The sequence below is a fragment of the Salinigranum salinum genome (genome assembly GCF_009176545.1).
GTDB classification, from domain to species: Archaea; Halobacteriota; Halobacteria; order Halobacteriales; family Haloferacaceae; genus Salinigranum; species Salinigranum salinum.
In genome coordinates this window covers 1,381,953-1,394,473 of sequence record NZ_VTOJ01000001.1, presented here as the reverse complement: position 1 = coordinate 1,394,473, position 12,521 = coordinate 1,381,953, and the positions used below count along the sequence as shown (strand labels likewise).

Genomic DNA, 12,521 nt, shown 5'->3' with positions numbered 1-12,521 from the left:
TCGATCCGTGCGACGGGGACGCGAGCTCCGACCCGATCGCACACCACGCCGTCGAGCGGAGCAGCAGCGCCGCCGGAGCGCCGAAGGAGCGAAAATACGCAACCAAATTGTCCAATTAAATAGATCTCTCATTGTGCGAGGGGAAACGACTAATACGCACTGGCGTCCATCTCGGGACGTCTTCAGTGCGGTCTGAAGACGACGAGTGTCGGGCGAAGGCGCTGTCGATCCGCAGGGGTAGCCAGACTGCCCACTCGTCCGCCGACGCCCGCGGTGTACTGACCGTGTCCCCCGTGCCACCACGACGCGCCCACACCGCGGCCGTCAGTCCGACACGTTCTTCACTCCGACCACGGCACCGTGCCGGTTCGCCGACGGCGGCGTGCGTGGTCGTGGGAGATCACTCGCCGTCGACGCCGACGACGGCGACGGAGACCGGCGAGTCGAGGACTACCGACTGCGTGACGCTCCCGAACATCGCCTTTCCGACGGGGCTCCGTCGGCGCCCACCGATCACGACGAGGTCCGCGTCGACGTCCGCCGCGAGGTCGACGATCCCCTCGGCGACGGGGAGGTACGTCTCCCGGGTCTCGACAGCGATCCCCGCCTCCGCCAGACGTGACCGGGCGACCTGAACGGACTCGCTCTCCTCCGGCGGGAGCGACCGTCCTCGCGAGTCGCGACGATCGGTGTCGTCGTAGGCGTGTGTCACCGTGACCTCGATATCCGACCCGCCGGGCATCGAGGTGACGAACTCGGCCTGGTCGGCTGCCTGTTCGACATCGTCACTGACCGCGAGGAGTACTCGGTACACGTGGAGACCTTCGATGAGAGAGTAGATAAATCATCGGACCACGACCCGGCGGGCCGTGCCTGGATCGGGCCGAGGCGGGATCCGGACGGACCCTGCGATCCCGTGCCGGGAAGTGACCGTTACCGGCGTAGTTTTATCGCGCTCGAGCGGGCAGTGGGTGTATGTCCGGTGCCGAAGACTCACTGCGCGAATCGCTGTTCGGACACACGCCCGTCGTCGCCGACTCGGCGTTCGTCTCGCGGATGGCGTACCTCGTCGGCGACGTCACCGTCGGCGAGCGGGCGAGCCTCTGGCCCTTCACGTGCCTTCGGGGGGACGGCGACACCGTGACGGTCGGCGACGAGACCAACGTGCAGGAGTTCTCGATGCTCCACGGGGCCGACCTCGGCGACCGCGTGACCGTCGGCCACGGCGTCGTCGTCGACTACGCCACCGTCGAGGACTTCTCGCTGGTCGGCATGAACAGCTGTGTGCTCCGCGACGCGACGGTCGAGTCCGGGAGCATCGTCGCCGCCGGTGCGGTCGTCCTCCAGGAGCAGACGGTCCCGGAGGGACACCTCGCGTACGGTGCACCGGCACAGACGAAACCGCTCACCGACGGCCAGCGCGACGAGATCGCGCGCGTCCACGAACACTACGTCGACCTCTCCCGCGAGTACAAGGAGACGGGCCGGTTCGAGTGATCGCGACGGGGCCTTTCGGTATCTCTTAGTGAGTGGCGCGTCATCTCGCCGCACGCCCATGTCGAGTCAGCCACAGCAAGAGCGGATCGTCCACGAACCGACCCGGGAGTTCGTCGAGTCGACCAACGTCTACGAGTTCATGCAGACGTACGGCATCGACGACTACGACGAACTCGTCGAACGCACCACGACAGATCTCGCGGGTGTCGACGAGAGCGGCGTCGAGTGGTTCTGGGACACCATGCCCGACTACCTGGGCATCGACTTCTACGAGGCGTACGACCGCGTCAGAGACGACGCCGACGGTCCGCAGTTCTCCGAGTGGTACCCCGGCGGCGAACTCAACCTCGCGCACAACGTCGTCGACCGTCACGCCGCAGTCGACAGCGACACCAGGAACAAAGTCGCGTGTCTCTGGGAGGGCGAACCCGGTGATATCAGAGAGATAACGTACCACGAACTGGCTCGCCAGTCCAACAAGGTCGCCAACTACCTCGAATCGACGGGCGTCGACACCGGTGACACCGTCGGGCTGTACATGCCGATGGTCCCCGAGGTCGTCTCCATTCTGTACGGCTGTTTCAAAGTCGGCGCGATTGCGGTTCCGATCTTCTCGGGATTCGGCGTCGACGCCACCGCGACGCGAATCGAGGATTCGGAGTGTTCGGTCCTCTTCACGGGTGATGGCTTCTACCGCCGTGGCTCCCCGATCACGCTGAAGGAATCGGCCGACGAGGCCATCGAGGAGGCGGGCCACGTCGAACACACGGTCGTCTACGACCGTCTCGGCGACGAGGCGGACATCCCCTGGGACGACGACCGTGACGAGTGGTGGACCGACGCCGTCGAAACCCAGAACGACGACTACGACACCAAATCGCTTCCCTCGGATCAGGAGTCGATGCTGCTGTACTCGTCGGGCACGACGGGCAAACCCAAGGGCATCGTCCACACCCACGCCGGAGTTCAGATGCAGTGTGCCAAAGAGATCTACTTCGGCTTCGATCACAACCCCTCCGACCGGTTCTTCTGGGTGTCGGACATCGGCTGGATGATGGGCCCGTGGACGTTGATTGGAAATCACACCTTCGGCGGCACCGTCTTCATGTACGAGGGCGCGCCCGACCACCCCGAGCCCGACCGGTTCTGGGAGATGATCGACCGCCACTCGCTCTCGACGTTCGGTATCTCTCCCACGGCGATCAGAGCGCTCAGGAAACACGGCGACGAGTGGGTCGACGAGCACGATCTGTCGTCGATTCGCCTGCTGGGATCGACCGGCGAACCGTGGGACCCCGAGTCGTGGCAGTGGTTCTACGAGCACGTTGGCGGGGGCGAGGCCCCGATCATCAACATCTCCGGGGGGACCGAGATCTGCGGCTGTTTCCTCATGCCGATGCCCACCGAACCGCTCAAACCCACCTCGCTCGGCGGGCCGGGGCTGGGCATGGATATCGACATCGTGAACGAGGCGGGTGAGTCGATCGCCGACACCCACGAACGCGGGTTCCTCGTCGCCCGCGACTCGTGTCCCTCGACCACGAAATCGCTGTGGGAGGGCGACGAGCGCTACCTCGACGAGTACTGGTCGACCTGGCCCGATCTGTGGGACCACGGCGACTGGGCGCAGAAGGACGAGGACGGCTTCTGGTTCCTTCACGGGAGAGCCGACGACGCGCTGAACGTCGCCGGGCGGAAGGTCGGGCCGGCGGAGATCGAAGGAGTGCTGACCGAACACGACGCGGTGAACCAGGCCGCCGCGGTCGGCGTGCCCGACGACACGACGGGGACCGCAGTGGTCGCGTACGTGGTGCTCGAAGACGGCGACGAGGGAAGCGACGAGTTGCGAGCCGAACTGTCGGCGCTGGTGGGCGAGGAACACGGCAAGCCGTTCCGCCCGCGTGAGATCCTCTTCGTCTCGGAGTTCCCCAAGACGCAGTCGGGGAAGGTCATCCGGCGGGCCATCTCGTCGATCTACCAGGGCGACGAACTGGGAGACATGAGCAGTATCGAGAACCCCGCCGCGCTCGACGAACTCCGAGACGCATCCTGACGGGCCCTCTCGGACACCTCCGGGCGATCGAAGTCGACCGTCTTCACTCGTCGCGAGGCGACGGCGGTGGTGCCGAAGAACGGGAGGGCGGCAGTTCCGTGGTGTGGCGTCCAGCAGTCAGTCCGAGCGCTCCGCGTAGGGTGTGATACCCGCAGCCTCCATCCGCTCGTGGAAGCGCTTGCGGCGGGCCTTGCGCTCCGCCGCAGACATCCGGTCGTTCGTCCAGATCTTCCCGCTCGTGTCCTGGTGGACCTCGCAGCTGTCGATCTCCTCCAGGGATTCGACGCGTTCGCGGATCTCGTCGTTGATGTCGAGGAAGTACGTACAGCGCTGTGAGGTCAGGAGGAGCGTGATCTCGACGTCACGCCCATCGACACCGATGGACTCCACGAGCCCGAGGTCGACGATGTCGATCGGGTGCTCGCTCATACAGCTACAGGGGTCGAGCACCTCGCTCAACTGCGCTTTGATCTTCGTCTTGCGCTCGTCGTCGAACTCCGTCTCCGGCGTGACGTGCGTGGCCGGTTCCGTTCGCGCGTACGGGTCTGTGTGTGCGGACATGGGTGATCAGTCGTCTGAAGCCAGCGCCGACTCGGCCTCGTACGTCGACCACGGCGCGGCCGGGTAGTCACCGCTTTCCTCGCGCTCTCTCTTCAGCTGGTCCCACTTGTCGCCCTCGATGTCCTTCTTGATCTGTTCGGGGTCCTTGTCGAGGAGGCGAAGCGCGTTCTTGCCGAGGATCTTCTCTTTCATCTCCTGGGTGACTTCGGGGTAGTCGTACTCCTCGATGAGGTCTTCGGGCATCTCGAAGTTCCAGATGCCCTCGATGGGTGGCTGGGGGTGCAGCGCCGTCGCCCCACCGGCGTAGACGATGCGGTCGGGGCCAGCCCAGTAGAGCATTTCACCCAGTGCCTTCGCGAACTTCCGCGGGCGGGTGTTGACCATACACGCAGTGTTCTCGAGGTTGGCGTAGACGTTCTTGTGGCTCGCCATCGCGAACACCGTCTCCTCGACGAACGAGAAGCCGGCGTGGATGATCTCGAAGTTGATGTCGGGGAAGGAGTTGGCCGCGTCCTCGACGTCGCCCGGCTGGAAGTACCGGACGGGGGCCGTCGCGAACGGGATGAACTTGTGGATCGCCAGCGTGTCGACCTCGGAGTCGGCGACGCGCTCGAGGAGTGGCCAGACGGCGTCTTCGGTCAACTGGAGCGAGAGGTCGTTCCCGTTCTGGTAGCGCGCCGGGTAGAACTTGATCCCCTCGACACCGTCTTTCGCCGCGAACTCCTCGATCTGGTCGCCGGCGTCGTCCTCCAGCGGGTTGACGTCGACGTACATCGACACCCTGTTCGAGTTTTGCTCCATGAACTCGAACCCCTTCTCGCGGGAGACGTAGCCGTCGTGGAAGTAGTCGTCGAGCGGGAGCGAGTGGTACACCGAGTAGTCGATCTGGCTCTCGAGGAAGAGCAGCCGAGCGAGCTCTTCGGGCTGGTGGTCGCGGTAGAACACCTCCTCGCTCGGGATGTAGCCGTCGGGGAGGAGCTTCGCCCCGAGTTCGTACGTCTCGTCGTCCCAGACCTGCGCGTGTGGGTGCTTGTGGTTCTCTGGCGTGTGGTTGAAGCAGTGTGACACGGAGTCCACTACGAGTGAGCCACTGTCTAACATCTCGTTGTGTACGTCCAGTGAACCATTATTAAACATTTGGATTGCTCGGTGAGGAAGTCGGGAGAGGGGGAGCAGAGCCTGCATGAGTACTCCGGGATGTCGGTGTGCAGCCGCCACACGGACGCACCTAGATAGACGGGACGCGCCGACAGCGAGAAACACTTAATTGGCACCGAGTAGCACGGTAGACTGTCATGTCCGAGCGACTGCAGGGGAAGGCAGCACTGGTCACGGGTGGGTCGTCCGGCAACGGTCGGGCCATCGCGCGGCGATTCGCCGAGGAAGGCGCGAGCGTCACCGTCGCGGACGTCCGGGAGGACCCACGGATGGGCGGGGAGCCGACACACGAACTCATCGAGCACGATGGCGGCACCGCGCAGTTCGTCCACTGCGACGTGAGTTCGGTCGACGACCTCCGCGCGGCGGTCGAGGCCACCGTCGACGCGTTCGGCTCGCTGGACGTGATGGTCAACAACGCCGGTGTCGAACGCCAGAAACCTCTGGGAGACGTCACCGAGGAGGATTACGAGTGGCTGATGGACATCAACCTCAAGGGCGTGTTCTTCGGCAGTCAGGCAGCCATCGACGTGATGCGCGACCAGGTGGACGGAGGGAGTATCATCAACATGTCCTCCATCGGTGGTATCCGCGGGCTGGAGAACTCCTCGCTGTACTGCACCTCGAAGGGAGGGGTGACGAACCTCACCCGGGAGCTGGCAGTCGAACACGGCGAGCACGGTATCCGCGTCAACGCCCTGAATCCGGGGTTCATCGAGACGGCGATGACGATGGAGGACGGCGACACTGCGGGCGGTATCCTCGAGCAGACGCCCCTGGGAAGAGCCGGCCAGCCCGACGAGGTCGCGGACGCGGCGCTGTTCCTCGCGAGCGAGGAGTCGTCGTTCGTCACCGGCCACAACCTCGTTATGGACGGCGGCTTCACCGCCTGAGACGACGCGTCCAAACGGTGGTGAGCAACGCTTATGATTTCGTGCTCGTGAGGTGTGAGTGTATGCTCCACGCAGAGGGACCCCTCTTGACCGTCGACGTCGGCAGTCGAACCACGGAGACGACCGAGATCGACGACGTGCACGAGTCGTATATCGGCGGCCGCGGCGTCGCGACGAAACTCGCCCACGGCCGCATCCCGTTCGACGCCGAGCCGCTGGGCGAGAGAAACTGCCTGTACTTCACCACGGGGCCGATGCAGGCCTCGAACATGTCGTTCACGGGCCGGATGAACTGTACGGCCGTCTCCCCATTGACTGGGGGGTTGCTCTCGTCGAACGCGGGCGGGTTCATGTCGCGTAACTTCGCCGCGACCGGCTACGGCGCCGTCGAACTCGTGGGCGCGAGCGACGAACTCGTTGTCGTCCACGTCACGGACGAGGGGGTAGACTTCGAGGCCGTCCCCGACCTCGCGGGGGCGACGGTGCCGGAGACGACCGCGTACATCGAGGACGAACACGGGCTGGAGCACGACCACGTCGCCTGCATCGGGCCGGGTGGCGAGAACGAGGTGCGCTTCGCCTCGATCATGACCTCCGAGTCGAGGGCGTTCGGGCGTGGTGGTCTCGGTGCCGTCCTGGGGGCCAAAGGCGTCAAAGCGGTCACGTTCGACGGCGACTCGAGCCCGGAGATCGAGATTCCCGCCATCCAGATGGACGTCCACCGCGACGCGGCCACCGCCGACCACATCATGAAGCGGCAGGGCACGACGTCGGTGACGGACCTCGCCAACGAGGTCTCCGCGCTCCCCACCAGATACTTCTCCGAACTCCAGTTCGAGGGAAGCGAGGGCATCAACGGGGATCGGGTAGAAGAGAAGAAGTTCGAGAAGGCGACCTGTTCGGCGTGTGCGTTCGCCTGCAAACTCCCGACGAAGGACGAGGAGCGGGGCGTCGAGACCGAGGGGCCGGAGTTCGAGACGGTGATGTCGTTCGGGTCGAACGCCGGCGTCGACGACATCGTCGACGTGATGCAGTCGAACGAGCTGTGTGATCGATACGGGCTGGACACGATCTCCTGTGGCAACGTCGTCTCGGCGTACCTCGCCAGCGAGGACGAGTTCGGGAACACGGAGTTGATCTTCGAGACAGTCGAAAAGATCGCCCACCGCGAGGGCATCGGCGACCTCCTCGCAGAGGGAATCGACGACTTCCACGAGGAGTTGGGAGTCGAGAACTGGACGGTCAAGGGTCTGGACTTCGCCGCACACGACGGCCGTACGCTCAACGGTCAGGGGCTGTCGTACGCGACGGCCACGCGGGGTGCGGACCACATGTTCACCACGATGTACGCCTGGGAGTACCCGCTCGTCGACAAGGACGAGGCGTACGATCCCACGGGACTGGAGGGCAAGCCGGAGATGGTCATCGAGCAGGAGAACGCCCGCGCGCTGGAAGACTGCGGCATCGTCTGTCGCTTCTCGCGGAGCTTCATGACGCCCGAACGGTTCGAGGGGCTCTTTTCAGAGGACTACGACGACCTCCTCGCCGTCGGTTCGAGGGTCGTCGACCTCGAGCGGCACTTCAACAACCAGCGCGGCGTCGACCGCGCGGACGACACGCTCCCGTACTCGCTGCCGGACTTCGAGGCGGCGCTCGACGAGTACTACGACCGTCGCGGCTGGACCGAGGAGGGGACCGTGCCGAGCAGTCGACTCGACGCCGCCGCGAGCGCCGACTGACCGATACTGCTCGCCGCCGTATCGCGGTCAGTGTACCACCGTCGTCGGGCACTCCGAACGACGAACGACCTGCTCGGCCACGCTCCCGAGGAGGACGCGCGCGACGCCTGTCCGACCGTGGCTCCCCATCACGATCTGATCGACGTCGTGTTCCTCGGCGGAGTCGAGAATCTCCTCCGCGGGTTTCCCGTCTCTGACGACGGTCGTCACCGAGACACCCTGTTCGTCCAGACGCGATTTCGCCTCGGCGAACAGCTCCTCGGCGTCCTCAGTCGCCTTCTGGTACCACCCTTCTAGCCGCCCGCGACCGCCGCGGCCGGGGTCGGTGATGGACTCGCTGTAGTCGATGACGTGGACGAGGACGAACTCGTCGTCGTCGTGGACCGATAGAGCGTACTCAAGCGCGTTCTGTGCCTGGGGCGAATCGTCTAGCGCGACCAGTGTGCGTCCCATGTCGAGCGGTACGCTAGCAGGGGTCATGAAGATGAGGGGTCCGACAGCGGACGGAGAACGGGAGATACGAAGGGGGGAAGCCGGAGCGCGGAGGAGAGCCGCGCTACTTCACCACGTCGATCTTCGCGCGGTCGATCGACAGCGCCACCGCCGCGACGACCACGAGCCCCAGGATGATCTCCTGGACGAACGAGTCGGTGCCGAGCAGGTTCATGCCGTTGTTCAGGACCGCGATGACGAGCACGCCCAGAATGGTCCGGTGAGGCCCGCCGACGCCGCCGGTCAGCGCCGTCCCGCCCATGACGATAGCGGCGATGCTCGGTAAGAGAAGCCCGCTCCCGATGTTCGGCGAGGCCGACGAGATGCGCAGCGTCAGCAGGACGCCGGCGATGCCACAGAGCAGCCCCGACAGCACGAAGGGATAGATCTTGTAGCGGTCGACTTTTGCCCCCGCGAGTTCGACGACGCGCTCGTTCTCACCCAGCGCAAAGCAGTACCGGCCGAACTTCGTCCGGAAGGCCAGGACGATGGTGCCCACGTAGATGAGCAGCCCCCAGAGCACGAGGTTGGGGATGCCGAGGACGTCCCCGTTCGAGATGGTGCGGATGGCGGGGTTCCGGAAGGTGATGGTCGAACCACCGGTGATGATCTTCCCGACCCCGGCCATCACCGAGAGCGTCCCGAGCGTGACCAGGAACGAGGGCACCTTGAGCTTCGTGAAGACGAGGCCGTTGAACAGGCCGGCGAGCATCCCGACGCCGATGGCGAGCGGGATGGCCAAGAGGCCCAGGCCGAACTGCGAGATCAGGACGACGGTCACGACGCCCGTCAACAGGACGACCGACTCGACCGAGAGGTCGATGCTCTGCTGAAGGATGGGGAAGGTCCCCGCCAGTGCCACCAGCAGGAGCGTGACGGCGTTCTTCGCGACGTTGTCGAGCAGGTTGCCCTCGGTGAAGAAGCGCTCGGTCGTGAACGTGAAGAAGAGTATCAGCCCGAACAGCATGACGAACGGGCCCAGATCCTGTATCCAGTCGTGGAGGGTGCGCTGTTCTCGTTGGCTCGTGATCCACTCGCTGACACTACTTGTACTCATTCTCAGATCATCTCCTGTATTAGATCCTCTTCAGTTGGTTTGTTGCCCGGCGAGGCGTCGAACGTCTCGCCGACGAACTCGCCTTTCGCCATCACGGCGATGCGGTTGGACATGCCGATGACCTCGGGCAGTTCGTCGCCGATGAAGACGATCGAGACGCCCTTGTCGGTCAGTTCACGGCAGAGACGGTACACTTCCTCCTTTGCGCCGACGTCGATACCCCGGGTCACGTTGTCCATCACGAGCACTGGGGTCTCCTGTGCCAGCCAGCGGGCGATGACGACCTTCTGCTGATTCCCGCCGCTCAGGCCGTGCACCAAGGCGTTGGGGCCCGGCGTCTTGATAGCCAGCTCTTCGATCGCGTCGAGGGTCGCCTCCTCCTCGGCGTCCAGGTCGAGCAGCGGCATGTTGCCGTGCATGTCCCGGACCATCGCCAGGGAGGTGTTGACCAGCACCGACTGGTAGAGCAGCAGGCCCTCGGACTTCCGGTCCTTCGGGATGTAGCCGACACCCGCGTCGACCATATCTGAGACCGACGGGTTCTGCATGGTGGTCCCGCCGACGGAGATCGAGCCCTCAGAGACGTCGAGGTCACCCGCGAGCAAGCGTCCGAACCGCTGCTTGCCCGATCCCTCGACGCCGACGATGCCGAAGATCTCGCCCTCACGGACGGAGAAGGAGATCGGGCCGACCTTGTCTTGGTGAGTCACCCCGTCGACGGACATCGCCGTCTCGCCGAGGTCGGACTCGCGCTGCTGGTCGGGGACGCGGTAGTACTCGTCGGCGGTCTCCCGGCCGACCATCGCCTGCTGCAGCGAGTCCGTGGTTGCTTCGGCCGCGGTCGTGGAGTCGACGCGCTCCCCGTCTTTGAGGACGTAGATCCGATCGGATATCTGCAGCACTTCGTCGAGTTCGTGGGAGACGAAGACGAACGTCGCCCGCTCGCGCAGGTCGTTCACGAGGTCGAAGAGGATCTCACGGCCGCTCTCTTCGAGGCCGGCCGTCGGCTCGTCGAGCAGGATAACCGGGTTCTCGGACTTCTGGGAGACGTGGAACGCCTTCGCGATCTCGAGCATCTGGCGCTCGTTGAACGAGTAGCTGCGCACGCGCTCGTCCACGTCGATGTTGATGCCCAGGTCGTCGACGAACGCCTGGGCCTCCTTGCGCATCTGTTCCTTCTCGAGCACTCCGAATCGTTCCATCTCCCGCCCGAGATAGAGGTTCTCGTACCCCCGCATGGTCGTGATAACGTCCTGCTCCTGGTGAACGAGCGAGACGCCGTAGTCCGCCGCTTCACGCGGATTGGTGAACGTGACCGCTTCGCCATCGACGTACAGCTGGCCCTCGTCGGCCTGCAACACGCCGGTCAGGATGTTCAACAGCGTGCTCTTGCCCGCGCCGTTCTCCCCGACGAGGCCGATGACCTCACCGTGGTCGACTGCCAGCGACACGTCTTTGAGTGCCTGCACGTGGCGAAACGACTTCGAGATGCCCTCGACGCGGAAGCTGTGGTCCTCACTCCCGGGACTGGCCCCGTCCACGTCCATCGCCTTGGTGTGTGTCTCTGATGCCATGGGGGTGTGTACTGAGCGTTATTGAAGCGGGTTGTTCTGGAACTGATCCACGTAGAGCTGGGTCGTTTCCTCCTGTGCGGCGTCGTCGGTGTAGACGCCAGGCAGGCTGTAGCCACTCGGTTTGTCCGCGTCCTTCCAGTCGAGCACCTGCTTCATGTCCGCGAGGTTCATGGGCTGCATGTCGATCTGGGGGTCCCACGCGTCCTCGCCAGCCTCGACGACGGACATCGCCGTCCAGTCGTAGGGCGTCTCGCCCGAGAAGATGGCGTCGTTGTAGTCGGCGGCGTCCACAACTGGAAGCCGGTCGATAACGTCGGTCCACTCGCTGGGGTTCTTCACACAGACCGGCGCGTTGAACGACATCATCTTCTCTGCGGGGCTGAGCGTGTGCCCGTTGATGTAGTCGTGGCACTTCGCGACCGACCAGCCGGCCTGCCACGGGCCCATTCCAGACACAGTACCGGTCATCCGGTCCTCGGCGATGGCCGCGAGTCCGGGTTCGCTGGCGTCGATACCGACGACGGGCACGTCGATGTCGTTCTCCTCGAGGATGGTGAGTCCACCCAGCGCGACGGCGTCGTTCTGGCCGAAGAAGCCGTCGATGTCGTCACCGAACTGCGAGACCTTGTCGTTCATGACGCTGCGGGCGTCCGAGCGAATAAAGTTGCCCGGCTGGCGTGGCCCCGCCATCTCGATGTCGGGGTACTCCTCCAGTGCCAGGTCGACACCCTTGTTCCGGCCGATGTTGGGGGCCGTACCGCGGTTGCCCTCGATGTGGACGAACGTCCCGCTGCCACCCATCGCCTCGAACAGCATCTTCGCGCCCGTGTAGGCGTGGTTGACGAAGTGGGGCGTGAAGAACGTCACGTACTCCTCGCCGGCGTCCTGCGGGACGAACCAGTCGGCGATGGTGACCGCGAGGACACCCGGGATTTCGCCCTCGACCAGCGTCTCTGCCAGCGTGATTGCGGCGGCGTTAGTGTAGGTCTGACCGGCGATGAAGTCCGCGTTGTTCGACACCGCCGTGTCGAACTGCTGTTGCTGTGTCTGGACCTCACCGTTGTTCGTCTGAACGTTCGGTTCGTAGCCGAAGGCCTCGCACGCCTCGAGGTAGCCCTTCTCCCAGCTGAGCCAGTAGGAGTTCTGCCGGTTGGCGATGGAGCCCATCGACGTCTTCGAGCCACTGCCGCCAGAGCCCGAGGAACCGGAAGACTCGCCGTCGCTCGACCCTCCCGAACTCGATCCCGAGCCACTCGAAGTGCCCGAGCCGCCCGACGAGCCGCCGCTACCGGTGCATCCCGCGAGGCCGCCCAGTGTGACCGCCGATCCACCGATGGCGGTCTTCTTCAGAAAGCGACGCCTGGACTGGTTGCTGCTATCTCGTGCCATGTTTGCGACACCATGATGTGGTGAACACCATGATTTATAGTTTGTGATTGGAATCGTAGCAGGTTCGACGGTCCATCGAATCACCAGGACGGCGTCCGACTCTCAGAG

Annotated in this window: 11 protein-coding genes; 4 read left to right on the top strand and 7 right to left on the bottom strand. The window is 64.6% G+C overall.

Going from position 1 to position 12,521, the window contains the following annotated elements; genetic code table 11:
• Positions 1-400 precede the first annotated feature (400 nt).
• A complete protein-coding gene (locus tag FZP69_RS06630; protein ID WP_152040548.1) occupies positions 401-814 on the bottom strand; it encodes a universal stress protein in 414 nt (137 codons plus the stop codon).
• A 242-nt stretch (positions 815-1,056) separates the two neighbouring features.
• Between FZP69_RS06630 and FZP69_RS06625 the strand changes: the two genes are divergently transcribed.
• Together FZP69_RS06625 and FZP69_RS06620 are read left to right on the top strand one after the other, a co-directional pair.
• On the top strand, positions 1,057-1,497 hold the full coding sequence (locus tag FZP69_RS06625; protein ID WP_192918556.1) for a gamma carbonic anhydrase family protein: 441 nt from the start codon (positions 1,057-1,059) through the stop codon (positions 1,495-1,497).
• 58 nt (positions 1,498-1,555) lie between these two features.
• Positions 1,556-3,550, top strand: a complete 1,995-nt coding sequence (locus FZP69_RS06620) for an AMP-binding protein (protein ID WP_152040547.1) — start codon at positions 1,556-1,558, stop codon at positions 3,548-3,550.
• Positions 3,551-3,667: 117 nt separating this feature from the next.
• Here FZP69_RS06620 and FZP69_RS06615 read toward each other — a convergent pair whose 3' ends face one another.
• Positions 3,668-4,111: a metal-sulfur cluster assembly factor gene (locus FZP69_RS06615; protein WP_152040546.1), complete on the bottom strand. Its 444-nt coding sequence runs from the start codon at positions 4,109-4,111 to the stop codon at positions 3,668-3,670.
• 6 nt (positions 4,112-4,117) lie between these two features.
• The gene (locus tag FZP69_RS06610) at positions 4,118-5,212 is read right to left on the bottom strand and encodes an amidohydrolase family protein (RefSeq protein WP_152040545.1); all 1,095 of its coding nucleotides are present in this window, start codon (positions 5,210-5,212) and stop codon (positions 4,118-4,120) included.
• A 194-nt stretch (positions 5,213-5,406) separates the two neighbouring features.
• Here FZP69_RS06610 and FZP69_RS06605 point away from each other — a divergent pair, with 194 nt between their 5' ends.
• Both FZP69_RS06605 and FZP69_RS06600 read left to right on the top strand, forming a co-directional pair.
• On the top strand, positions 5,407-6,162 hold the full coding sequence (locus tag FZP69_RS06605; RefSeq protein WP_152040544.1) for an SDR family NAD(P)-dependent oxidoreductase: 756 nt from the start codon (positions 5,407-5,409) through the stop codon (positions 6,160-6,162).
• 62 nt (positions 6,163-6,224) lie between these two features.
• Positions 6,225-7,901 (top strand): aldehyde ferredoxin oxidoreductase family protein, encoded by a 1,677-nt coding sequence (locus FZP69_RS06600; protein ID WP_152040543.1) that lies wholly within the window; start codon positions 6,225-6,227, stop codon positions 7,899-7,901.
• 27 nt (positions 7,902-7,928) lie between these two features.
• Here FZP69_RS06600 and FZP69_RS06595 read toward each other — a convergent pair whose 3' ends face one another.
• The 4 genes from FZP69_RS06595 to FZP69_RS06580 form a co-directional block, all read right to left on the bottom strand.
• A complete protein-coding gene (locus FZP69_RS06595) occupies positions 7,929-8,354 on the bottom strand; it encodes a universal stress protein (protein ID WP_152040542.1) in 426 nt (141 codons plus the stop codon).
• 103 nt (positions 8,355-8,457) lie between these two features.
• Positions 8,458-9,360: an ABC transporter permease gene (locus FZP69_RS06590; protein ID WP_152041536.1), complete on the bottom strand. Its 903-nt coding sequence runs from the start codon at positions 9,358-9,360 to the stop codon at positions 8,458-8,460.
• A 92-nt stretch (positions 9,361-9,452) separates the two neighbouring features.
• Positions 9,453-11,024, bottom strand: a complete 1,572-nt coding sequence (locus FZP69_RS06585) for a sugar ABC transporter ATP-binding protein (protein WP_240137474.1) — start codon at positions 11,022-11,024, stop codon at positions 9,453-9,455.
• 18 nt (positions 11,025-11,042) lie between these two features.
• The gene (locus FZP69_RS06580; protein WP_192918489.1) at positions 11,043-12,413 is read right to left on the bottom strand and encodes a sugar ABC transporter substrate-binding protein; all 1,371 of its coding nucleotides are present in this window, start codon (positions 12,411-12,413) and stop codon (positions 11,043-11,045) included.
• Positions 12,414-12,521 lie beyond the last annotated feature (108 nt).